Here is a 21,855-nt window from a genome sequence, read left to right as displayed (position 1 = left end):
GCCGGCTCAGCTGACGCGGAGCACGTTGGCGAGCGGGGAAGTGCCTAGCCCGGTCAGGTTGAGATACAGGCCGTCCGAGCCGATCGTGACGCTGTCCACCGGTGCATCGACATAGGTGGATAACTTGCTCTTGGCACCGGCGGTGTCGGTTTGGGTTGCGGTAATGCCGTACTTGCCGGCGGCCATGCGGTTGCCGTTGGCGTCGGTACCGTCCCAGGCAAACGAGACCTCACCGGCGGCGCTGGCCGGCACGCTGATTTGTTTGACGAAGGCGCCGTTGGCATCGGTGATTTCAAAATTGACGAAGCCAGCCGAGGTTGCGGCGACCACGCCCTTGGCCGAGCCGGTGGCATCGATGGCGACCTGTGCCGACGGCACCAACACGTTGTGGCCCACCAGCGCGGCGCCCTTGAGCACCTGGTCGGCGTTCATCGAATCGGAGAAATTGCCGACCTTGGTATTGAGGTCGCCAATGCCCTGCACGGTGGAGAACTGCGCCAACTGGCCTAGAAACGCGCTGTTTTCCATCGGTTTGAGCGGGTCCTGGTGCTGCAGCTGTTCGGTCATCAACTTGAGGAAGTCGGCCTGGCCGAGTGCTTCCTCTTTCTTCGTCGTCGATGTGGCGCTGCTGGAGGTCAGCCCGAGGCTGGTGTAGAGGTCGCTACCGATCGTGCTCATTGGAAAGGGTCCGTAGGAAAAAGGTCAGCAAGGAGGGTCAGCGACCCATGGTCAGGGTCGCGAGCGCCAGTTCCTTGGCGGTATTGAGCATTTCCACGCCTGCCTGGTAATTGCGCGAGGCGGAAATCATGTTGACCATCTGCGAGACCGGGTCCACGTCGGGCGAGAACACGTAGCCGTCGGCATCGGCCAGCGGGTGGCCGGGCTCGTAGCGACGGATCGGCGGCGCGTTGGTGGTGGTGATCTCCTTGACGTTCACCGAGGTCAGGCTGGGGTCCTGACGGCTCTGCTGGGCCTGGAAGATCGGCTCGATCGGCTTGTAGGTGGCTTCTGCAGAACCGGCGACCGAGTCGGCGTTGGCCAGGTTGGAGGCGATGGTGCTCAGGCGGACCGACTGCGCATGCAGCGCCGAGCCGGCCACATCGAAAATGGGAAGGTTGCTCATGACTTATTGGCCCGTGATCGCGGTGAGCATCGAGCGCACCTTGGATTCGAGGAAGCTCAGCGACGCGCGGTATTCCAGCGCGGCGCGGCCGTAGGCGGCGCGTTCTGCATCGGGATCGACGGTGTTGCCGTCCAGGCTGGGCTGATCGGATTCGCGGGTGATCTGGAACGGGTTGAGCCCGGCGCCGCCGCCCACTTCGTAATGCTTGGCGTCGGTGGCCTGCATCAGGCCGCCATCCTGCACGCCCTGGGCCGACTTCAAGGCCGCTTCGAAGTTGAGATCCTTGGCCTTGTACCCGGGGGTGTCCACATTGCTCAGATTGCTGGCAATGAGCTTCATGCGCTGCTCGCGCAGCGACAATGCGTCGCCGTGGACGCCGAGGAAGGACGAGAAGGGATTGGACACGGTGCTCTCCCGCGAAGTGTTGCCAGAGAAGAAGCAATGTTTGTGCCAAATCAGGGGGTGCTGCTGAACCCGTTGATCGGGTAGGGCGGCTAGAGCGCCGGGGCGGGGCCTTGATCGGCCAAGGCCGCGGTTTCAGACAGGATGGCGAACCTGGACGACCGGTTCGGGGCTCTTGGGCGCTATCGGACTAGCTGATGCAAGTCCTGTGCGAGGCGCTGCTTGGCTAGCGGCTGCGGCCGGCAACGGTCGGGACTATCGGGAAGGGTCAGGTAACAGCGGCAACGGCTCGCAGCCCTAGAAATGCGCTGCGCCCAATGTGGGCGTCTTGCCTGACGAGATTAGGTGGGGAGTGTTGCGAAGCCACTATTGACGGTAATTCACGCCAACAGGCTGCCAATCCATTTCCATTCAATCCGCGTCGCCAATCCACTCAAGGCGCGTCGCCAAGACAGCTTGGGTGTCGCCGGAGTTCTACGCCGGGAATGCCTGCAAGGCATTCCTTCTCATTGTCATCGGCACCTGCACGCGGCCGGCGCTGCGAACGACCCGCCGCCGGCGAACCAGTCATTCGATTTCTTGCTCAGGCCGCTTCGGCAACCACTTTCAAGCGTGCCAACACGTAGTCGGCCAACTCATGCGCGCTGTACTTGGCAACGAAGGCATTGGCACCCACCTGCTCGACCATGGCGTTGTTGAACACGCCCGACAAAGAGGTGTGCAGCAGCACGTACAGGCCTTGCAGGCCCGGCGTGCGCCGGATTTCCGTCGTCAGCGTGTAGCCGTCCATTGCCGGCATTTCGATATCGGAGATCACCATCGCATAGCGGTCGGCCGGGTTTTCGCCCGACGCCGCCACCTGCAGCAGGTGGTCCAGCGCCTGGCGGCCATCCGACAACAAGGTTGCCGACACGCCCAACTGGTCGAGTACGCTGCGGATCTGCTGACGGGCCACCCGCGAGTCGTCCACCACCAACACCTGGAACTGACGGTCGTAGGCCACCAACTGCAGCGACGGGTCCAGCTGCACGTCCTTGCTGACCTTGGCGATGTCGGCCAACACGCTTTCTACGTCGATCACCTGGATCAGCTCGCCCTGGAACCGCGTCACTGCCGTCAAATAAGTGGCTTCGGCACCTAGTTCCGGCGGCGGGTGGATATCTTCCACCGCAATATTGACGATGCGCTCCACACCGCTGACCAGAAATCCCTGGACCGAGCGGTTGAACTCGGCCACCACCAGGTAGCCGGGCCCATTTTCGGAGTGCGCGTCGCGTTCCGGGTGGCCGATGGCCAGGCCCAGATCCAGTACCGGGACCGAGCGCCCGCGCACGTCGGCAACGCCGGCGAATTCGGTCGGCAGGCCGGGCACCTGGAACAGTTCCGGCCGGCGCAGCACTTCCTGCACCTTGAAGACGTTGACGCCAAAAAGCTGGCGCCCGCCTAGCCTAAACAGCAGCAGCGCCAGTCGATTGTGGCCAGCCAGTCGGGTGCGCTGGTCGATGCGGTTGAGCAGATCGTGGGTCATGGGGCAGATATCGACAGCGCCGCCTGGAAACTTGAGGGCTTTGTGGTTGGTCGGGGCGCTGTCGGGAATGGGGAGTCGGGAATGGGGAATCGTAAAAGCGAGGGATGAAGCTTTCCGCAGCAAGCCCGAGGCGAAGGGCAGTGACTTTGCCTGCTGATAGCTTTCACCCAGTAAATCGCACGGCAGCAACGAAGGCCGACCATCTTTCAGCCACCAACCGATTCCCCATTCCCGATTCCCTATTCGAAAACAGGCACACCGCTTGCATGAGCTTCCGCGTCTTCCTACGGATCTGGTCCCATGCGCCTGCTCCTGCTTGTCATTTTGTTGGTCGCCTCCCCGGCCTGGGCCGATGGGTACCAGTCGGTCGATTCCATTCGCGCAGCGGCGCTGGCCACGGTTGGCCCCGATGCCGAAGCCGAGGCCACGCTCGATCCGGGTCTGCGCATGCCGGCCTGTCCCATCGCCCTGCAAGCCCAGCCCACCGGCACCAACACCGTCGAAGTGGCCTGCCCGCAGCCGGCTGGCTGGCGTTTGTTCGTGCCATTGAAGGTGCGCCGCAACCAGGATGTCCTGGTGCTGCGTCGGGGCATCAGCGCTGGAGAAATCATCTCGCTAGCCGATATCAGTATCGAGAAGCGTGACGCCGCCCGCATCGTCGGTGCGGTACTGGCCGACCCGGTGGCCGCAGTGGGCAAGTCCGCCCGCCGTGTCCTGCCGGCCGGCTCGCTGCTCTCGGCCAATGATCTGGTGACGCAGCGGCTGGTCCGGCGCGGCGATACCGTCCCGCTGGTGTCGCGCAACGGCGGTCTGGAGGTGCGTATGAGCGGTCGCGCGCTCTCCGATGCCGGCGAAAACGAGCGGGTTTCGGTCGAGAATTCCTCGTCCCGCCGTGTGGTGCAGGGGATTGTTGAAGCGAGCGGAACCGTTGTGGTCTCCAGGTAAAAATTTTCTATAAAGTTTTTTTTCTGGGTGCCGTTATCCCCTACGACCTGTAGAGGAGTTCCTGACATGACCCAGAAAATTGAAGGCAATCTACCGACCGCTGCCACCCTTCGCACCGCGGCCACGAGCAGCAAGATCGTTCCGGCCGGTGAAGATCGCGCGTCCCCGATTGCAGCCTTACCGCCCACCGACAGCGTCAAGCTGACCGGCGAAGCCACCAATCTGCAGAACCTGCAGCGCGAGCTGTCGCAGTCCTCGGCGATCGACACCGGTCGCGTCCAGGCTGTGAAAGACGCCTTGCAGAACGGCAGCTACTCCATCAACCCGGATGCCATCGCCAGCCGCATGATGGATCTGAATCAGCAACTGGCGGGTTGATCCCCGACTAAAAGGATGAACGTGAACGAGTTCCTGCAACGTCTCAGCGATGCGCTGGCCGGCGAACGCCAGGCATTACTCGAGAACGACATCGACGGGTTGATGCGGCACACGCAGGACAAGCTGTCGGCGCTGCGCGCGCTTGAAGCGCGAATGCCCGAAGGCGAAGAAGAACGTCTGCGTGAGCTGGCCGAAGCCAACCGCGCCAATGGTGCGCTGCTGGCACGTCGCCGCCGCGAAGTGAACTGGGCGCTGCGTCACCTGGGGCGAACCGAAAGCGCGCCTTCTTACGACGCCAAGGGCCAATCCAACGTACTGCGCGGCGGACGGTCGCTGGCAGTCGCCTGAGGTAGCCGTCACTGCCGCGGGCGCACGCACCCAGCTGCTGCGCGCACGCAGGCCACGCAGGTTTGCTACGGTCGACACTGCCGGCTGGCAGACACCGTGCGCAATCGACCGACGGAAAGGGACGGCGTGGAGTCACCGCTGTTCCAATGCACGCACGCACGCCATGCCGATCAGCGGTCGCGCCTGGCAACTGCCAATAGAGCAGCTTTAAGACGGTTCCAAGAGCAGCTAACAAAACGTAGCGAGCAGTCGTTTGGTGTGTGTCGAGGGCGGGGAGGAACCGGAGTGTACGAACGGTACATGCCGCACCGAGCACCGGCCGCGCCCGCCTGGTGGCTGCACAGTCCTGTTGCTAGCTGCTCTAAGACCAAGTGGCGATATGGCCGCCCTATGGTTCGGCGTATATTGAAGCGTCCCTGCTGCCGCCGTGTCCCGTGACCGCCAAGTTTTTTCTCAATCAAGCATTGTTGCCGTCTTCGACCATCCTGCGCGCATTCGGCGACCAGATGCTTGAAGGTGTGTTGCTGTTCCGTGCCGATGGGCAGCTGATTCTGGCCAACGCGGTTGCGCGTCAGAGCCTGTGCAAGGAAGACCCCGCCGACGATCGCAATCTGGGCGAGCGGATTTCGCAGGTGCTGCCATCGGATGCGCTGAATCAAGCGCGCAGCAAGGGCAGCTGGACCGGCAGCCTGCCGGTAGCCGACCGCGTGGTCATCGCGCACCTGTATTACAACGAAGAGCAGGGCGTCGGCCATTTTCTGGCGTTGTTCCACAACATCGAAGGCCAGCAGGATTACGAGCGCGAGCTGCAACAGCGCCACGCCGAACTGCGCCAGGCCTACATGCGCTTGAACGGCGCACAGGACAAACTGCTGCAGTCGGAAAAAATGGCCTCCATCGGCCAGTTGGCGGCCGGCGTGGCGCATGAGATCAATAATCCGATCGGCTACGTGCACTCCAATCTCGGCAGCCTGCAGGAGTACCTGCGCAGCCTGTTCACCCTGATCGAAGCCTACGAGCGCGCGCTGCAGGCGCCGGACCCGAAGGCCTTGATTCCCGAGATCGACGAAATCCGCAACCGTGCCGATATCGACTTCATCAGCCGCGATCTGCCGCAGTTGATGGCCGAATCGCGCGAAGGCATCGAGCGGGTCACCCGCATCGTGCGCGACCTCAAGGACTTCTCGTACTCGGACCGTTCCGAGTCGTGGAAGATGGTGGACCTGCATGCCGGCCTCGAATCCACGATCAACATCATCTGGAACGAGCTCAAGTACAAGGTGACGCTGGAGCGCAATTATGCCGAGCTGCCGTTGGTGGAATGCCTGCCATCGGAGCTCAACCAGGTTTACATGAACATGCTGCTCAACGCCGGCCAGGCGATTGTCGAGCGCGGCACCATCACCGTCACCAGCGGACGCGATGAAGCTGAAAACGTCTGGATCCAGTTCCAGGACAGCGGCGCCGGCATCGCCCCGGACCTGCTACAGCGCATTTTCGACCCGTTTTTCACCACCAAACCGGTCGGCAGCGGCACCGGCCTGGGGCTATCGATCTCCTACGGCATCATCAACAAGCACCACGGCCGTATCGACGTCGAAAGCGTGCCAGGGCAGGGCGCCAGCTTCCGCATCGTGTTGCCGATCCGGCAGCCGAAGTAGCGCTGACGCGCTGGGAGTGGGGAATCGGGAGTAGGGAATCGGGAGAGCGGCATGCGCTGGTGCTTTGATTTTGAGGCACGATTTGGCACGCGGAGAATCAAGCGGTAGATATCTGCTCTACCAATTCTCCATTCCCGATTCCCTATTCCCTATTCCCGGCCGTTGCGTAGCTCGTCATGGGTGCGGAAGGCCTGGCGAATATGCTCGCGCAGTTCGTCGTCGTTCCACGGCTTGGTCAGGAACCGGTAGATCGCGCCACGGTTGATCGCCTCGGTCACCGTGGCCAGGTCGGTGTAGCCGGACAGCACCAGGCGCACGGTATCGGGGTAGAGCATTTTGACGCGGCCCAGGAACTCGGTGCCGCTCATATCCGACATGCGCTGGTCCGACAGAATCACCTGCACGTCGTTGGTGGCCAACAGGTCAAACGCATCGCGCACGTTGCCGGCCGCCAGGATGCGATAGCCGTCGCGGCGGAACAGGCGCACCAGCGAGCGCAGCACGTTTTCTTCGTCGTCCAGCAGCAACAAGGTGCGGTCCGGGCGGCTTTCGGCGAACGATTCCGGACGCAGATAGCGCCGACGCAGTGCCATGCCGGCGGACTCGGCCGACATCGGTTCTCCGAACAGATAGCCCTGGAAGATGTCGCAATCGTTGCGTCGCAGAAAGCCCAGTTGCGCTTGCGATTCCACACCATTGGCGATCACCGTCATGCCCAGCTGGTGGCCCATCGCGATGATGGCGCGCGCAATCGCTGCCTCGCGGCTGCCGGCCGGGGCACTCTTGATGAAGCTGCGGTCGATCTTGAGCCGGTCGACCGGGTAGCGCACCAATGCGCTCAGACTGGAATCGCCGGTGCCGAAGTTGTCCAGACTCAGGCTGATGCCTTCGTTGCGCAGGTTGGCCATCGTCTCGTGGACGAAGTTGACGTTGTTGGTCAACGCGCTTTCGTTGATTTCCAGCGTTACGAACTGCGCCGGCACGCCCGCCGTTTGCAGCATGGCCATCACTTCGTTGAAGAAGCCCGGCCGCAGCAACTGCAGCGTGGAGACATTGACCGCAATGCTGAAATCGTCGAAGCCCTGGTCGCGCCACAGCCGCGCCTGACGCACTGCGTTCTGCAGTACCCATTCGCCGATCTGCACGATCACGCCCAGCCGCTCTGCGGTGCGCATGAAGCGCTCCGGCACCAGCATGCCCAGCGTGGGCGATTGCCAACGCAGCAGCGCTTCCATGCCGACGATGCGGCCGTCGCGTGCGCTGACCAGCGGTTGGTAGCGCAGGCGCAGTTCGCCATGCGGGATCGCATCGACGATCTGCCGCGCAATGATGCTCTCGCTATGCGCGTTGGTCGCCGAATTGCGCGTGTACAAGCGCACCGTGTTGCCGCCTTCGCGCGCGGCCTGATAGCTGGCTTCTTCGGCGTAGTCGAGCAGGATGGAGAGCGAGGTCGAGTGTTCGGGACACAGGCTGATACCGACCTTGCCGGTCATGAACAACGTATACGGCAGCACCGATAACGGCAGTTCCAGCTGCTGGCGAATCTCTTCGGCAAAATCTTCCGGCAGCGGCGTGTCGTCGCGGCGCACCGCCACGATGATCATTTCGTCGCTGCCGTGGCGCCACAACTTGCCGCGCGTGCCTAAAAACTCCTGTAGACGGCGTGCGGCCAGCGTCAGTGCCTGATCGCCGACCTCACCACTCATGTTCTCGTTGATCGAGGCAAAATGGTCGATGTCGACATGGAAGATCATCAACGGCTGGCCGCCGGATGCGGCCGCGTCGACCAGATGCAGTAATTCGGGGTTGCCTGCGCCAAGGCGCGTCGGTTTGACGATTTCCAATCCGGGCGGGATTACGGGGCTCCACATGACTCAACGTCCACCATCTTCGTGGACGGACTCGCCGGCCGGGTGATAGGGCAGGCGCAACGTCACGCGCGTGCCTGCTCCGGGTGCTGAGTCTATCGCGAGCACGCCACCGACGGTTTGCGCACGCTCACGCATCACGATCAGTCCAAGTCCGCGCGGGCCTTCCGGCTCGAACCCGTCGCCGTCATCGCTGACTTCCAGACGGAACGTCTCGCTGTCGATCGATTGCAGACTCATGCGCACTTCGCCGGCGCATGCGTGTCGCAAGGCATTGGTCAGGCTTTCCTGCGCAATGCGGAAGCAGGCCTGTTCGATTTCGTTGCCGGGGCGCACGTCGAGCGCCTGGATATCCAGCTCCAACCGGACCTGCGAGACGCGGAACAGCATCGAGGCCTGCCAACGCAACGCTGCTTCCAGACCCAGCGCATCGAGTTGCGGCGGACGCAACAGCATCGACAGATTGCGCAGCTTGTTCACGGTGGAATCGGCCAGCGACACCACTTCCAGCAGATCTTCGCGGCGCGCGACCGGGTCGAGCTCGTCCAATGCCGCATGCGCAGACAACTTCATCGCAGTGATCGCCTGGCCGATGTCGTCGTGCAGATCGCGCGAGATCGCACGACGTTCGTCTTCCTGCAACGAGAACAGCCGCTTGGCCATTGCCTGCAACTCGGCATTGCTCTCGGCCAGGGCATCGCGCATGCGCTCGGGCTCGCTCAGATCGCGTACCACCAGCAGCTTGCAGCTGCGCCCGCCGTAACGGATATCGCCCGCCGACAGGCCTGCATAGAACGTGCTGCCATCGCGACGGCGCATCGCCCGCGCACTGGACACCGGCTCATTGCGATCGCTGCCGGCACGCAGATACTCGCGCACCACCGATAAATCGGAATCGCCAACCAGCGTTTGCAGCGGCTCGCCCAGAATGGTTTCGCCCTGAAAACCGAACTGGGCGGAGCCTGCCGCATTGGCGTACATCACGTGCTCGTCGGCGAGGATCAGCACGCCGTCCGGCAGCACCCGCACCAGCTCGCGGAACTGTTCTTCGCGCTCGCGCAGCAGACGCCGCGACTGTTCGCGCTCGCTGACATCCTGCAAGGTGCCGTGCACATGGCTTGCGCCGCTGGGCAAGGTCACGCTCTCTGCCCGCAGATGCACGGTGCGCGGTTGCGAATCGCCACCGGTGAGCGGTAGCAGCACATCGATCTGTACTTCGCCGCCGGTGCACATGTCTTCGATCATGCGTTCGATACGCGCCTGGGTGGCGGTATCGGATGCGGTCAGCAGCTCTTCCAGACGATGTTCGCGCCGATGCATCGGCACGCTGCGTCCCAGGATGCGATACACCGCCGCCGAGTAGCGGCCCAGGCCGCTGGCGCGATCCAGTTGCCACGAACCCAGTCGCGCGATGCCCTGCGCTTCTTCCAGGCGTTCCAGCGCTTCGTCGCGCAGATGCTGCGCCTGGCGTTCTTCGCTGCGGTCCACCGTCACCACCAGACGGGCAGGGCCGCTGGCCAGATGCAGCTGATTGCTACGCACCTCGACATGCCGCAGTCCACTGCGGGTCAGCAGATCTTCGTTCAACACGCAGGTGGTGTCGCCCTTGCCGCGGATCTCCGTGATGATGTCTTCCAGCCGCGCGCCATCGGCGTTGGGCCAGACCGCCTGCAGCGTCTGCTGCAGGAATTCGTCGCGCTCCCAGCCGAAGAATTCCAGCGCCGCCGGATTGGCGTCGAGGATGCGCATGGTCGCCAGGTCGTAGATGAAGGCCGGGCTGGGCAGGGCCAGGAACTTGGCCTGCAGCAAGGCTTCGGACTGCGCCAGTTGCGCATGTTCTTCCACGATCAGCGTCATGAAGCGCCGCAGCACCAGATGGATCACGATGCTCGACACCAGCAGAAAGCTGGCATCGGACCAGCGTTCCGGCACTGCCGCGCCAGCCAGATTGAGCAATCGGTTGCCCAGCAGCAGCCACACCACACCGATCAGCAGGTACAGACCGGTCAGCGTCCACAGGCCTTGCTGCAGGCGTTCGGCCAGGCGAAGTCGGGACACGGGAGGGGACGAGAACGCGGGCGCGGCGACAGGTTGGTGCATGGGTCCGCGGACGACCTTTGGAGCGGGCGATGCGGCCATCTTAGCCGTAAGTCGGCCCGGTTCGGTTGCGCTCGAAACACTCGCCTCAACTAATCCGCTGGACGGCCGTTATCCATTGCGACCCCGAGGCAGGGGTCGATCCTTCGGAGTGTTCCAGAGTGGACTCAGGCGTCATTGCAAGCATGCTGCAGCACCCGCTGACCTCAGCGGTGGTGTTGTTGGATGCGCATGGCCAGCCCCTGGCGGCCAATAGCGTTGCGCAGTCCCTCGGGCTGCCGGCAACCCTTGGTGCGTATGCCGAAGTGCTGGAGAGCAGTCGCGCCCAGGTGGCCGACAGCGGCGGCATGGCGGCCTGCGTGTTGCCGGGAACGGGCGGCGGACGGCTGGAAGGCTGGCTGCGCGCGGTCTGCGACGAGCACGGCAAGGTCATGGCCTTCACCCTGAGCATTCCCGAGCCGATGGGCGCCGATGGAACCAGCCGCTGGGAAATGGGCCTGGACAGCGCCGATCACGGGTTGTGGGATTGGGATATCCCCGCCGACGTGGTGTACCGCTCCGAGCGCTGGACCCGCATGCTCGGCTATTCCGAGCAACCGCTACCGAACAATCTCACCGCGTTGTCCGGGTTGATTCATCCCGACGACCACGCGCAGGTCAGCGCCGCCGTCCAGGCGCATCTGGATGGGCGCACCGATACCTACGTAGCCGAATTCCGGCTGCGCCAGCACGACGGCCAATGGCGCTGGATCCTCGATCGCGGTCGCGTGGTCTCGCGCACCGCCGATGGCCGCCCGCTGCGCATGGTCGGCACCCATACCGACGTGCATCACCACAAATTGCTCGAGCAGCAGCTGCGCGAGCAGCAGGCCCAGCTCGAAGAAGCCCAGCGCATTGCCAGCATGGGTAGCTGGAGCTGGGATTCGCTGAAGGACCAACTGTGGATATCGCAGGACTTCCTGCAGCAGCTCGGCATGACCCAGCTGCGCCTGCACGGCGTTCGCGACCTGCTGCGTCTGCTCGCACGGCCTTCGGTGGCGCAACTGCGCGGGGCCTGGCGCAAGATCAAGCACGAAGGCCTGCCGGTGCATTTCGAGTTGGAGGTCAACGGCCTGCTCGGCGTCAATCCGCATCATCTGCGGGTCTGGGCGCAACCGGTGTTCGATGGCGATGGCAGCATGGTGCGTGTGCTCGGCCAGTTGCAGAACGTCACCGAGCAGCGGCAGACCGATGCCCTGATCCGTTGGCGCACCGAACTGCTCAATCGCGTGTCCGCGTTGGGCAAGATCGGCGGCTGCGAAATCGAGGTCGATACCCGTCGCATGCAGTGGACCGAGGAGTGCTACCGCATCCACGGCTTGCGCAAGGAAAACATCACCCTGGAGCAGGCGCTTGCGCTGTACACCCAGGATTCGCGCGACGCTTTCGAAGCGGCGCTGCTGCGCATTTCCGATGGCGGTCTGCCCGAGCAGCTGGAGCTGTGCTTCTATCGCAACTCCGGTCAACGCATCTGGGTGCAGGTGCTGATCGAGCTGGATCGTCGTGAAGGGCTGCCGCCGCGGTTTGTCGCCTTGTTCCGCGATGTCACCCGCGAGCGCGAAGCCAACGAACGCATCGAGCTGCTCGCGCACTACGACCGATTGACCGGCCTGCCGAACCGTTTTCTGCTGCGCGAGCAGGCAGAAAACGCGATCCGCGAAGCGCACGAGCGCGGCCAGGTGCTGGCCATGCTGCTGATCGATCTGGATGGCTTCAAGAGCATCAACGATTCGTTCGGCCATGCCACCGGCGACAACTTGCTCAAGCTTGCGTCGGCGCGGCTGCATCAGCATCTGCGCAACAGCGATCTGTTCGGCCGCTTCAGCGACGACGAATTCATCGTGCTGCTGCGCGATCTCTCCGAGCCGGAAGATGCCGGCCACGTGGCGCGCAAGTTGATCAGCGCGCTGGGCGAACCGCTGCGCAAGGACCATGTCACCCTCAAGCTCGGTGCCAGCATCGGCATTGCGCTGCAGGGAGAGGGTCTTTCGGACTTCGACAGCCTGCTGCGCGCCGCCGATGCGGCGATGTACGCGGCCAAGGAATCCGGTCGCAACACCTTCCATTACTACAGCCAGGACGTGCTGCTGCGTGCGCAGCGCCGGCTGGAGCTCGAGCATGCACTGCAAGGTGCGCTCGAGCGCGAAGAGTTCACGCTGGTCTACCAGCCGCTGGTCAACACCGTGGGCGACGCATCGCCGGCGATCGAAGCGCTGATGCGCTGGAATCGCCCAGGCCATGGCCCGTGCAGCCCGGTCGAATTCATTCCGATCGCGGAAGAATGCGGCGAAATCGTGCGTCTGGGCGAATGGGTGATCGGTGAAGCCTGCCGCCAGGCGGTGGTCTGGGATCGCGCCGGGCTGCATTTCAGCCGCATCGCGGTCAATGTCTCGGCCGTGCAGTTGCGCGAACGCGGCTTTGCCGAGCGCGTGCTGGAAATCTGCCGCGACAACGGCTGGCCGCCATCGCGGCTGGAACTGGAATTGACCGAGTCGGCGCTGATTCGCGATTCGGATTCGCTGCGCCGTTGCTTCGAGTTGTTCGAGCAAAACGGTGTGCTGCTGGCGGTGGACGACTTCGGCACCGGCTTCTCGAACCTGCATTACCTCAACCGCTTCCCGGTGCAGCGCCTCAAGATCGACCGCAGCTTCGTACAGGGCATGCTCGACGACGCCAACACCGCCGAGGTCACCCAGGCCATCGTGCATCTGGGCCACGCGCTAGGCATGCAGGTCGTCGCCGAAGGCGTGGAGACCGTGCAGGAAGATGCCTTGCTGCGCCAACAAGGCTGCGACGAGATCCAGGGCTATTTCTACTCGCGCCCGTTGTCGCCGCGCGACATGGCGCAGTGGCTGCGCGAAGCCGAAGCCGGCATGCGGCTGGGTGCGCGCTTGGTGATCGCCAGCTGAGACGCCGGTCTGGCTGGCACCGTCAGTCTTGATGCTGCGCCATGGCGCGCAGGGGCGTGTAGCAGTTTGATACGCCGATGCGGCGTGCCGTCATACAAAAGGTTTGCAGCTCGCGTAATGCAAGCGACTGCGTGGAACCACAAGAATCTTCCATGCCATTTTCCCAACGCAGCGGCAGACGCGCGTTCCGCTCAACGTCGCAGAACGCCCGGATGCGAGCCTCGCGATGTATGACGCTGCTATCCGGCGACGCGTCACGGATTCCCGTGCGGAGCGTCATGGACATCTGCGACATCTTCCCAATACATCATCAGTCCGGATCTGGCTGCTACACGGCGCCAGCTGCCAGGCCGATGTCCGGCACGTTCAGTGATCGCATCTGCATGCAGCCCTGTCGTCAGTGGTGCACGTGAGGTCCGCAAGCCAGCACGCTTAACCGCTCTGGTGCAGTTTTCATTCCGGCGCAAATGAAAGCTCGCGCCTCCAGACCAGCGGCGTGTTTTCTCTTTGCTTGTCAGGGAAGAAAAGCGATAAATAGCCTGCCGCGATGGCGCGGTCGCGGAGTTTCAGACCGACGCCTTCCGCGGTCACTACGGATACGTCGGTCACCGTGCCTTGCGCATCGACCGTCATGTCCCACACAAGGCGGCCGCGCCACTGGTCCGGGGGAATCGATGCGTCATAGTTCGGTCGGCCAACGACATAAGGCGTTCCAGGGTCTGTGGACAGTGGCGAATCTTCAAGTTTTGCATTGACCTGGATGGTGCTTTCGCCAGTGCGCCCATCGCCTGTTTGGGCTTGAAAAGTCCATAAGCCAGGCGCTCCGCTTTGGCCCAGGTCGGCGCCGTAACACTGCTTTGCACCACGATACTCAGGGTACTGGTGGCTCGATACTTCCCGCCCGGATGCGTCGAAGGCCTTCAACATCAACCCGCCCACATCGGTATCGGCAAAGTTGGTTGCGACACAGACTTGGTGATGGTGCTGACCATCGGTCAGAAATTGGATGGTTTGCTGGCGCGTAATCGAATGGGGCGGCCGCGCCTCCCAGAGGAATTCGAGATACACACTCTCGTTCGCCGATGCTGCGACAGCTGCCGCGGGCTGGAGCGCTGCTGCAGCCAATAAAACCAAGCGACTTCCGTTCATGGATATCCAGCACGTTCAACCTGAGGACAAACGCAATCTTCCCATGCTGATAGGCAATGGGGCTGGCACTCCGGGAGTGATGAAAACGGTGTCGTCCCTGTGGCTAACAAACCCTGGGGCGTGTTGGCGTATTGGCCAGGGCGGGGGACTTGTGTGTGTGCGGTCCGCGTAGTGCCGTGTGGCCCGGGGCAACTGACAGCCGGCGAGCCTGAGGCGGTTGGCTGGAAAGCCTGAGATCGGGCAGTTCAAAACAACCGGCGGGGCGCCTGCCGAGGCACGCCCCGCCGTTGCAGGGATCAGCGTGTGGACGCGCCGACGGCGGCGCCGTCCAGGCCCAGGTCCCACGCCACAGTCGCGAACAGCAGGTCGGTTTCGCTGCAATCGCGGCGCGGGTTGATCAACGCCTTGATTTCCGCGCGGGCGGCAAGCTCCAGCCGTTCCAGTGCGGCCGGCAACCGTACCCGCCGCAGCACCGGCCTGGCCGCTTCGCTTTGCGCGATGCGCTCGGCATGGGCGGTGGCCAAGGCTGCTGCCTGCAATGCGGCAGTGGGGTCGGTATCGATAGTGGGGGCAAGGAGCGTCATGAGCGGAACACCGGGTCGTTACGGAACGACAAATCCCCGGAAAGCCGGGGAATGTCGGGATCAGAAGCTGCGGGCAGACATCGGTCTTAGAACAACTCGACCGTGCCGGCACCCATGCCCTGCTGTGCGACCGGCTTGTGCGGCGGGCGTTCCCACTCCACACGCATGTCGCGCAGACGGCTGGACACCTTGGCCAGCGACGCAACCAGGTCGCTGTCGTACACGCCGCCATTGCGATGCAGCAGTTCCTGCAGCGCCACCGCCTCACGGTTGATCGCGGTGAGGCGATCGAGGTGGGTGTGGATGCCGCTCAACGTCTGCGTGGCGATGTCCTCGAACTGCAGGGCGCGGACGGCTTCGGCCACGCTGCCATCGATGGAACGAGCGCACTCGGAGATTTCGCGCATGCCATCGCCCAACGAGGCGTTGATCTGAGCGACGTTCTCCAGCATGGCGGCCGATTCATGGCGCGCCTCGCGGGAACGGTCCATGTGACGCGATGCCAGCTGCGAGACCGTTTCACGCACCTTGGCGATCGATTCCTTGGAGCTGTGTGCCAGCTTGCGGATCTGTTCGTTGAAGGTGGTGGAACGTTCGGACAGGTTACGCACCTCGTCGGCGACCACCGCGAAGCCACGACCGGCTTCACCGGCACGTGCTGCTTCGATGGCGGCGTTCAACGCCAGCAGGTTGGTCTGGTCGGCAATCGACTTGACGTCTTCCAGCAACGCGAAGATGCCATCCAGATGCTGTGCCATCTCATCGATGTGATGGACGGTGTTGGTGCTCTGGCCGCTCACCTGTTCCAGCGCTTCCACCAATTGCTCCATGCGGGAGCTGGCGTGCTGGGCGAAGCGGGCGACGTCGACGCCGGCACTGCCATCGTCGCCTGCGCGGTCGACGATGCGGGCCAGTGCCTGGCTTTGCTGGCGCGACTTGCGGTTCATCGATTCGAAGCTGCCACCAAGACCGGACACGGCCTGGCGGATCAGTTCGCGGGCACGCTCGACTTCCGAGCGCGAACCATCGACTTCGTTGCTGACGAACGTACGCAGTTCGTTGAGCAGTTGGTCCTGCTCGCGCAGGATGCGGGTCTGGTCCGGGTTGCGCCGGAACTGGGAATACGTCACCCAGGCAGCGAAAACCAACCAACTAAGGGTCATGGTCGCCAGGATCGCCCAGCGCACCGAGGCGGGCCAGTCGAATCCGACAGCGAAGGGAAACAGCAAGGTCAGAGCCAAAGGAGCGGCTAGACGGATGAGTGGACGTGAATACATGGGCGTTCTCGGCAGAGTCACGGTTGCTGTATCGGCAATACCCCCGTTGTCTTTAGCGACGATCGCCATATCGTCTTGCCCATGCGCTTGCGGCCGGCGCACGCTAGCGCCCGTTATAGGCGCCTGAAACCGCCTTGTTTGCGCTACTCAGCGCAGCACGCGGTCCACCGCTTCGCTCATCGCGCGTTTGGCGAACAGGAAGTCCCACAAGCTGCCCCCCATCTGCCGCCACAGGACCGCCGAGCGCACTGCCGCCAGCAACAATGCGCGGATTTCCGCGACCACGCCTGCCTGGCCCAGGTAATGCGGGTTGCCCTGCACCATGACTTTGGGGCGCAGGTGGCTGATGGTCTGCGCGTACAGCCCGCCCAGCGAACTGAGCACATCCGGATGAGCGCTGTCGTTCAGGTTCTGCGCCTGGCGTGCGGCTGCCTCGATGCCGTTGGACACCGTCGACACGGTGGTGGTGTCGCGCACGAAACGGCGCTCCAGTTGCAGCACCGCCAGCGCCAGGCGCGGCAGCACATCGTCCTGAGTCTGGTTGCGGAAGTAGTTGTGCAACAGGCGCAGACCGGGCGCCACCGCCTCAGCCGAGCCGTAAACGGCCTCTGGCGAGGCCGCATCCACCCGGAACACGCTGTCCATGGCGGTGCGCACCGTCGCCGCTTCCGAATGCCCGGTTTCGGCGATCCGCCGCACCTGCTGCAACGCCTGGGCGACGCCGGCAAGCGCCAGCACGCGGTATTCCATGGAAACACTCATCAAGCCACACCCTCAGAGGAAAAAGAAGATCCCGCCAGCTGGCGTTCCAGCGGCGCATCGGTGGCGGCAATGACCGCACCGCCCAGGCATTCCTCGCCGTCGTACAGCACCAGCGACTGCCCGGGCGTTACCGCCCGCTGCGGCCGCTCGAACCACACCTGCACGCTGCCATCGTCCTGCACATCCACCGTGCACGGCTCGTCCGGCTGCCGGTAGCGTGTCTGCGCAGTGCAACTGAAGCGGCGCGCAGGCGGTGCGCCGGTCACCCAGTGGGCTTGCTCGGACTGCAGCCAGCGCGATTGCAGCAAGGGGCTGTCGCGGTCCTGATCCACATACAGCACGTTGCTGGCCACATCCTTGCCCACCACGTACCAGGGCGCTGCTGCCCGGCCACGCACGCCGCCGATGTTCAGGCCTTCGCGCTGACCCAGGGTGAAATAGAACACCCCCGGATGGTCGGCAATACGCTGCCCCTGCGGGTCGCGGATCTCGCCGGTGCGGGCGGGCAGGTAGCGCCCCAGAAATTCGCGGAAGTCGCGCTCGCCGATGAAGCAGATGCCGGTGGAATCCTTTTTGGCGTGGGTCGGTAGACCGGCGTCCTGGGCGATACGGCGCAGCGTGCTCTTTTCCAGATCGCCGATCGGGAACAGGGTCGCGGCCAGTTGGGTCTGCCCCAGTTGGTGCAGGAAATAGCTCTGGTCCTTGCCACGGTCCGCCCCACGCAGCAGCCGCCAGCGTCCGCCGCTGTGGGCCACCTGCGCGTAATGGCCGGTGGCGATGCGCTCGGCGCCCAGCGCCTGGGCAGCGTCCAGGAAATGCTTGAACTTGACCTCGCGGTTGCACAACACATCCGGGTTGGGCGTGCGTCCGGCGGCATATTCGGCCAGAAAGTGCTCGAACACGCCGCTCCAGTATTCGCCGGAAAAATCGCGAAAGTGGAACGGGATACCCAGCACGCCGCACACCGCCACCGCATCGCGACGGTCGTCTTCGGCGCGGCAATCACCACTGCCGTCGTCGGCCCAGTTCTGCATGAACAACCCGGCGATGGGCTCGCCTTGCTGCGCCAGTCTCCACGCCGCCACCGACGAATCCACGCCACCCGACACGCCCACCACGATACGCGGCGTACTCATGCGACGTGCTGTACCAACGCCAGCGGGTGACGCTGCCCGGCCAGAAAGTCGGCCACCACCTGCCACACCAACGGGCTACGCAGCCGCTCGGTCGCGTCGCGCAATTCATCCGGTGTCATCCACAGCGCGCGCACCACACCGGTATCCAGGCGGCGCTCCGGGTGATGGGTCACCGCCTCGCCGACGAAGGCGAAGCGCAGGAAGCACTGGCCGCTCGGCGCCACCCACTGGTAGGTGCCGATGAAGTGGGTCAGCCGCACGTCCCAGCCGGTCTCTTCCAGAGTTTCGCGCACGGCCGCGTCCAGCAGGCTTTCGTTCGGCTCCAGATGGCCTGCGGGCTGGTTCAACAACAGCCGGCCCGCGATGGTTTCTTCCACCTGCAGAAATCGGCCGTCGCGCACCACCACCGTGGCCACGGTGACGTCCGGGTGCCAGCGCTGTTCGGGCGTGCTCATCGGTCGAGCGCCTGGGCGGGCGACAGGCCGGCCAATGCATCGGTGCACAGGCGGGCGGCGCAACACCGCAGAGCAGCCAGGGGCGCGCGGGCATGCAGGGATGCTGCAGCAGACGGCGCCTGTCGCAGCGCGGTCGGGGTATCGGTCATCAAGGGCCAGCCGGGGAATCGGAGACAAATTGTGCGGGCCGCGGCGCAAATCGTCCAATGCGCGCGGCGATGAACCGTATAATGGCCGGATGCCCCGGAAGACATCTCACGAACACGATCATGGCCTCACGGTCGAAGCCAGCAAGCCTGAAGTGGCGCCACCGCCGCGGTATCAGGTGCTGCTGCTGAACGACGACTACACCCCGATGGACTTCGTGGTGACCGTGCTGCAGCAGTTTTTCAACCTCGATCTGGAGCGGGCCACCCAGGTCATGCTGCACGTCCATACCCGTGGACGCGGCGTTTGCGGGGTCTACAGCCGCGAAGTGGCCGAGTCCAAGGTGGCGCAGGTCAACGAGTTTTCGCGCATGAACCAGCATCCGCTGCTGTGCACGATGGAACAGACCTGAGCTGGCAGCGGGATCATTCCAGCAGCGCAACAGTGTGGCTGCAATCACGTGCTAACGCCGTCTGAACATGCCTATCCGATAGGGTTGTGGAAAATCCCAACAAAAGCCGCATATTGTTGGCAACAGCCGTTCGGAGTTACCAATGTTCAGCAAAGACCTAGAGCAAACCATCGGCCAGTGCTACAAGCGAGCACGCGAGGCGCGTCATGAGTTCATGACCGTCGAGCACCTGCTGCTCTCGCTGCTGGACAACCCTTCCGCGCAAGCCGTGCTCAAGGCCTGCGGCGCGGATCAGCTGCGGCTGCACAACGATCTTGAACAGGCGATCGAGGCCTCGGTCTCGCGTCTGGCCGAAGACGATGGCCGCGACACTCAGCCGACCCTGGGCTTCCAGCGAGTGCTGCAGCGCGCGGTCTACCACGTGCAGTCCTCGGGCAAGAAAGAGGTCACCGGCGCCAACGTGCTGGTCGCCATCTTCGGCGAAAAGGATTCCCACGCGGTGTATTTCCTGAATCAGCAGGACATCACCCGTCTGGATATCGTCAATTACCTGTCCCACGGCATCGCCAAATTGGGCGAAGACGGCGAGCAGCCGTCCGCGTCCGATGGTGAGCCCAAGAGCGAGGGCGGGGAGGGCGAGGCCAAGGGCGATGCGCTGGCCGAATATGCCACCAACCTCAACGAGCAGGCGCGCAACGGCAAGATCGACCCGCTGGTCGGCCGCGCCGATGAGATCGAGCGCACCATCCAGGTCCTGTGCCGCCGCCGCAAGAACAATCCGCTGTACGTGGGTGAGGCAGGTGTGGGCAAGACCGCGATCGCCGAGGGCCTGGCCAAGCGCATCGTCGACAACGACGTGCCGGAAGTACTCGCCGACGCGGTGATCTTCTCGCTGGACCTGGGCGCGCTGGTCGCCGGTACCAAGTACCGCGGCGACTTCGAAAAGCGCCTGAAGGGCGTGCTGACCGCGTTGAAGAAGGTGCCCAATGCGGTGCTGTTCATCGACGAGATCCACACCATCATCGGCGCTGGGTCGGCCTCGGGCGGCACCATGGACGCCTCCAACCTGATCAAGCCGGCGCTGGCATCGGGCGAGCTGCGCTGCATCGGCTCGACTACGTTCCAGGAATACCGCGGCATCTTCGAAAAAGATCGGGCTTTGGCACGGCGTTTCCAGAAGATCGACATCGTCGAGCCGACCGTTGGTGAAACCTTCGAGATCCTGCAGGGCCTCAAGCCCAGGTACGAGGCGCACCACGGCGTGACCTACGCCGACGATGCGTTGCAGGCAGCGGTGGACCTGTCGGTCAAGCACATTGGCGATCGTCTGTTGCCGGACAAGGCCATCGATGTGATGGACGAGGCCGGCGCGCGTCAGCGATTGCTGCCCGAAGGCGTGCGCAAGGAGTTGATCGACATCGAGGAGATCGAAACCATCGTCGCCAAGATGGCGCGCATTCCGGCCAAGCAGGTCAGCGCCACCGACAAGGACGTGCTGCAGCATCTGGAGCGCAACCTCAAGATGGTGATCTTCGGGCAGAACCCGGCGATCGAGACGCTGGCCGGCTCGATCAAGCTGGCCCGTTCTGGTCTGGCCAACCCGGAAAAGCCGATCGGCAACTTCCTGTTCGCCGGCCCCACCGGTGTGGGCAAGACCGAGGTGACCAAGCAGTTGGCATTGCAGTTGGGGATCGAACTGGTGCGTTTCGACATGTCCGAGTACATGGAAGCGCATTCGATCAGCCGCCTGATCGGTGCGCCTCCGGGCTATGTCGGCTTCGATCAGGGTGGTTTGCTGACCGAGAAAATCGTCAAGACGCCGCACTGCGTGCTGCTGCTGGACGAGGTGGAGAAGGCGCATCCGGACATCTTCAACATCCTGTTGCAGGTCATGGACCGCGGCATTCTCACCGACACCAATGGGCGCGAAGCCAACTTCAAGAACGTGATCCTGGTGATGACGACCAACGCCGGTGCCACGCAGGCATCGCGTCGCTCGATCGGCTTCACCAAGCAGGATCATTCCACCGACGCAATGGAGTCGATCCGTCGCGGGTTCACGCCTGAGTTCCGCAACCGTCTGGATGCGATCGTGCAGTTCCAGGCGCTGGGCTTCGACCATATTTTGCGCGTGGTGGACAAGTTCATCATCGAGCTGGAAATGTTGCTGCAGGAAAAGCACGTCTCGCTGTCGGCCACCCCGACCGCGCGCGACTGGCTGGCCCAGCACGGCTTCGATCCGCTGATGGGCGCGCGCCCGATGTCGCGCGTGATCCAGGAGAAGATCAAGCGTCCGCTCGCCGACGAGCTGCTGTTCGGCAAGTTGGTAGAGGGCGGGCGGGTCAATATCGACGTCAAGGATGGCGAACTGGTGGTGGAAGCGCATCCGGAGCCGGAGCGCTTGCTGCCGGCAACCGTCGACTGATCGACGCAGTTGATTCATGCGTTCTGAAACAAAAAAAGCCGCTCGAATGAGCGGCTTTTTCATGTCTGGGAGAGGGTGCTCGATGCTGTCTGTGCGAGCAGCTAGTTAGCTCCCAACGCCCAACAAGCCGTCGAGCGCCCCGCATCTGCTGAACCCCGCAATGCGGTGTGGCGAGCAAGAAAACGGCAAGAGTGCTGCTATATCGGCGCA

The 21,855-nt window shown here is 63.6% G+C and carries 20 protein-coding genes and 1 other RNA gene; 7 read left to right on the top strand and 14 right to left on the bottom strand.

Going from position 1 to position 21,855, the window contains the following annotated elements; translation table 11 throughout:
• Positions 1 to 6: 6 nt before the first annotated feature.
• The 4 genes from ABQZ00_RS09860 to ABQZ00_RS09845 all read right to left on the bottom strand — a co-directional run bounded on the left by ABQZ00_RS09860 (position 7) and on the right by ABQZ00_RS09845 (position 3,053).
• Complete coding sequence (locus ABQZ00_RS09860) at positions 7 to 678, bottom strand: flagellar hook assembly protein FlgD (RefSeq protein ID WP_323536925.1); 672 nt, start codon at positions 676 to 678, stop codon at positions 7 to 9.
• A 37-nt stretch (positions 679 to 715) separates the two neighbouring features.
• The gene (gene flgC / locus ABQZ00_RS09855) at positions 716 to 1,123 is read right to left on the bottom strand and encodes a flagellar basal body rod protein FlgC (protein WP_005914451.1); all 408 of its coding nucleotides are present in this window, start codon (positions 1,121 to 1,123) and stop codon (positions 716 to 718) included.
• Positions 1,124 to 1,126: 3 nt separating this feature from the next.
• Positions 1,127 to 1,528, bottom strand: a complete 402-nt coding sequence (flgB, locus tag ABQZ00_RS09850) for a flagellar basal body rod protein FlgB (protein WP_055854433.1) — start codon at positions 1,526 to 1,528, stop codon at positions 1,127 to 1,129.
• A gap of 580 nt (positions 1,529 to 2,108) precedes the next feature.
• On the bottom strand, positions 2,109 to 3,053 hold the full coding sequence (locus ABQZ00_RS09845) for a chemotaxis protein CheV (protein ID WP_016901727.1): 945 nt from the start codon (positions 3,051 to 3,053) through the stop codon (positions 2,109 to 2,111).
• 300 nt (positions 3,054 to 3,353) lie between these two features.
• Here ABQZ00_RS09845 and flgA point away from each other — a divergent pair, with 300 nt between their 5' ends.
• From flgA to ABQZ00_RS09830, 3 genes are all read left to right on the top strand, one after another.
• Positions 3,354 to 3,998: a flagellar basal body P-ring formation chaperone FlgA gene (gene flgA / locus ABQZ00_RS09840; RefSeq protein ID WP_323536926.1), complete on the top strand. Its 645-nt coding sequence runs from the start codon at positions 3,354 to 3,356 to the stop codon at positions 3,996 to 3,998.
• Positions 3,999 to 4,064: 66 nt separating this feature from the next.
• Positions 4,065 to 4,376 carry a flagellar biosynthesis anti-sigma factor FlgM gene (gene flgM, locus ABQZ00_RS09835; protein WP_055854427.1) on the top strand — a complete coding sequence of 104 codons (312 nt, stop codon included), beginning with the start codon at positions 4,065 to 4,067 and terminating at the stop codon, positions 4,374 to 4,376.
• Positions 4,377 to 4,391: 15 nt separating this feature from the next.
• Complete coding sequence (locus tag ABQZ00_RS09830; protein WP_055854424.1) at positions 4,392 to 4,724, top strand: flagella protein; 333 nt, start codon at positions 4,392 to 4,394, stop codon at positions 4,722 to 4,724.
• Positions 4,725 to 4,950: 226 nt separating this feature from the next.
• Here ABQZ00_RS09830 and ABQZ00_RS09825 read toward each other — a convergent pair.
• Positions 4,951 to 5,026: non-coding RNA, sX9 sRNA (locus ABQZ00_RS09825), on the bottom strand.
• A 132-nt stretch (positions 5,027 to 5,158) separates the two neighbouring features.
• Between ABQZ00_RS09825 and ABQZ00_RS09820 the strand changes: the two genes are divergently transcribed.
• The gene (locus ABQZ00_RS09820; RefSeq protein WP_055854422.1) at positions 5,159 to 6,385 is read left to right on the top strand and encodes an ATP-binding protein; all 1,227 of its coding nucleotides are present in this window, start codon (positions 5,159 to 5,161) and stop codon (positions 6,383 to 6,385) included.
• A gap of 149 nt (positions 6,386 to 6,534) precedes the next feature.
• On the opposite strand, the gene ABQZ00_RS09815 is transcribed toward ABQZ00_RS09820, so the two are convergent.
• Together ABQZ00_RS09815 and ABQZ00_RS09810 are read right to left on the bottom strand one after the other, a co-directional pair.
• Complete coding sequence (locus tag ABQZ00_RS09815) at positions 6,535 to 8,256, bottom strand: EAL domain-containing protein (protein ID WP_046964054.1); 1,722 nt, start codon at positions 8,254 to 8,256, stop codon at positions 6,535 to 6,537.
• A 3-nt stretch (positions 8,257 to 8,259) separates the two neighbouring features.
• Positions 8,260 to 10,392: a sensor histidine kinase gene (locus ABQZ00_RS09810; RefSeq protein WP_323536927.1), complete on the bottom strand. Its 2,133-nt coding sequence runs from the start codon at positions 10,390 to 10,392 to the stop codon at positions 8,260 to 8,262.
• A gap of 119 nt (positions 10,393 to 10,511) precedes the next feature.
• Here ABQZ00_RS09810 and ABQZ00_RS09805 point away from each other — a divergent pair, with 119 nt between their 5' ends.
• Positions 10,512 to 13,298, top strand: a complete 2,787-nt coding sequence (locus ABQZ00_RS09805; protein ID WP_193552856.1) for a bifunctional diguanylate cyclase/phosphodiesterase — start codon at positions 10,512 to 10,514, stop codon at positions 13,296 to 13,298.
• Between the two features lie 22 nt (positions 13,299 to 13,320).
• On the opposite strand, the gene ABQZ00_RS09800 is transcribed toward ABQZ00_RS09805, so the two are convergent.
• The 7 genes from ABQZ00_RS09800 to ABQZ00_RS09770 all read right to left on the bottom strand — a co-directional run bounded on the left by ABQZ00_RS09800 (position 13,321) and on the right by ABQZ00_RS09770 (position 18,661).
• Positions 13,321 to 13,584 carry a hypothetical protein gene (locus ABQZ00_RS09800; protein ID WP_153066238.1) on the bottom strand — a complete coding sequence of 88 codons (264 nt, stop codon included), beginning with the start codon at positions 13,582 to 13,584 and terminating at the stop codon, positions 13,321 to 13,323.
• Positions 13,585 to 13,751: 167 nt separating this feature from the next.
• Positions 13,752 to 14,447, bottom strand: a complete 696-nt coding sequence (locus ABQZ00_RS09795; protein ID WP_323536928.1) for a hypothetical protein — start codon at positions 14,445 to 14,447, stop codon at positions 13,752 to 13,754.
• 296 nt (positions 14,448 to 14,743) lie between these two features.
• The gene (locus ABQZ00_RS09790) at positions 14,744 to 15,031 is read right to left on the bottom strand and encodes a hypothetical protein (RefSeq protein ID WP_055854412.1); all 288 of its coding nucleotides are present in this window, start codon (positions 15,029 to 15,031) and stop codon (positions 14,744 to 14,746) included.
• A gap of 86 nt (positions 15,032 to 15,117) precedes the next feature.
• Complete coding sequence (locus ABQZ00_RS09785) at positions 15,118 to 16,308, bottom strand: methyl-accepting chemotaxis protein (RefSeq protein ID WP_055854408.1); 1,191 nt, start codon at positions 16,306 to 16,308, stop codon at positions 15,118 to 15,120.
• A gap of 147 nt (positions 16,309 to 16,455) precedes the next feature.
• Positions 16,456 to 17,070 (bottom strand): high frequency lysogenization protein HflD, encoded by a 615-nt coding sequence (gene hflD, locus ABQZ00_RS09780; protein ID WP_323536929.1) that lies wholly within the window; start codon positions 17,068 to 17,070, stop codon positions 16,456 to 16,458.
• Positions 17,070 to 18,206 (bottom strand): tRNA 2-thiouridine(34) synthase MnmA, encoded by a 1,137-nt coding sequence (gene mnmA / locus ABQZ00_RS09775; protein ID WP_323536930.1) that lies wholly within the window; start codon positions 18,204 to 18,206, stop codon positions 17,070 to 17,072. Before mnmA ends, hflD begins: the two co-directional genes overlap by 1 nt.
• Complete coding sequence (locus tag ABQZ00_RS09770; protein ID WP_323526431.1) at positions 18,203 to 18,661, bottom strand: NUDIX hydrolase; 459 nt, start codon at positions 18,659 to 18,661, stop codon at positions 18,203 to 18,205. Before ABQZ00_RS09770 ends, mnmA begins: the two co-directional genes overlap by 4 nt.
• A 238-nt stretch (positions 18,662 to 18,899) precedes the next feature.
• Between ABQZ00_RS09770 and clpS the strand changes: the two genes are divergently transcribed.
• Both clpS and clpA read left to right on the top strand, forming a co-directional pair.
• Complete coding sequence (gene clpS / locus ABQZ00_RS09765; RefSeq protein WP_016901748.1) at positions 18,900 to 19,220, top strand: ATP-dependent Clp protease adapter ClpS; 321 nt, start codon at positions 18,900 to 18,902, stop codon at positions 19,218 to 19,220.
• 142 nt (positions 19,221 to 19,362) lie between these two features.
• Complete coding sequence (gene clpA, locus ABQZ00_RS09760; protein ID WP_055854392.1) at positions 19,363 to 21,645, top strand: ATP-dependent Clp protease ATP-binding subunit ClpA; 2,283 nt, start codon at positions 19,363 to 19,365, stop codon at positions 21,643 to 21,645.
• Positions 21,646 to 21,855 lie beyond the last annotated feature (210 nt).

The sequence above is a fragment of the Xanthomonas sp. WHRI 10204 genome (assembly GCF_040202875.1).
GTDB lineage: Bacteria > Pseudomonadota > Gammaproteobacteria > Xanthomonadales > Xanthomonadaceae > Xanthomonas.
This window is presented reverse-complemented; position numbering and strand designations above follow the sequence as displayed.

Coding starts and splice junctions, on each gene's coding strand:
- ABQZ00_RS09860 (WP_323536925.1), bottom strand. CDS start 678: ATGAGCACGATCGGTAGCGACCTCTACACCAGCCTCGGGCTGACCTCC.
- flgC (WP_005914451.1), bottom strand. CDS start 1,123: ATGAGCAACCTTCCCATTTTCGATGTGGCCGGCTCGGCGCTGCATGCG.
- ABQZ00_RS09845 (WP_016901727.1), bottom strand. CDS start 3,053: ATGACCCACGATCTGCTCAACCGCATCGACCAGCGCACCCGACTGGCT.
- flgA (WP_323536926.1), top strand. CDS start 3,354: ATGCGCCTGCTCCTGCTTGTCATTTTGTTGGTCGCCTCCCCGGCCTGG.
- flgM (WP_055854427.1), top strand. CDS start 4,065: ATGACCCAGAAAATTGAAGGCAATCTACCGACCGCTGCCACCCTTCGC.
- ABQZ00_RS09830 (WP_055854424.1), top strand. CDS start 4,392: ATGAACGTGAACGAGTTCCTGCAACGTCTCAGCGATGCGCTGGCCGGC.
- ABQZ00_RS09815 (WP_046964054.1), bottom strand. CDS start 8,256: ATGTGGAGCCCCGTAATCCCGCCCGGATTGGAAATCGTCAAACCGACG.
- ABQZ00_RS09810 (WP_323536927.1), bottom strand. CDS start 10,392: ATGGCCGCATCGCCCGCTCCAAAGGTCGTCCGCGGACCCATGCACCAA.
- ABQZ00_RS09800 (WP_153066238.1), bottom strand. CDS start 13,584: ATGTCCATGACGCTCCGCACGGGAATCCGTGACGCGTCGCCGGATAGC.
- ABQZ00_RS09795 (WP_323536928.1), bottom strand. CDS start 14,447: ATGAACGGAAGTCGCTTGGTTTTATTGGCTGCAGCAGCGCTCCAGCCC.
- ABQZ00_RS09790 (WP_055854412.1), bottom strand. CDS start 15,031: ATGACGCTCCTTGCCCCCACTATCGATACCGACCCCACTGCCGCATTG.
- ABQZ00_RS09785 (WP_055854408.1), bottom strand. CDS start 16,308: ATGTATTCACGTCCACTCATCCGTCTAGCCGCTCCTTTGGCTCTGACC.
- hflD (WP_323536929.1), bottom strand. CDS start 17,070: ATGAGTGTTTCCATGGAATACCGCGTGCTGGCGCTTGCCGGCGTCGCC.
- mnmA (WP_323536930.1), bottom strand. CDS start 18,206: ATGAGTACGCCGCGTATCGTGGTGGGCGTGTCGGGTGGCGTGGATTCG.
- ABQZ00_RS09770 (WP_323526431.1), bottom strand. CDS start 18,661: ATGAGCACGCCCGAACAGCGCTGGCACCCGGACGTCACCGTGGCCACG.
- clpS (WP_016901748.1), top strand. CDS start 18,900: ATGCCCCGGAAGACATCTCACGAACACGATCATGGCCTCACGGTCGAA.
- clpA (WP_055854392.1), top strand. CDS start 19,363: ATGTTCAGCAAAGACCTAGAGCAAACCATCGGCCAGTGCTACAAGCGA.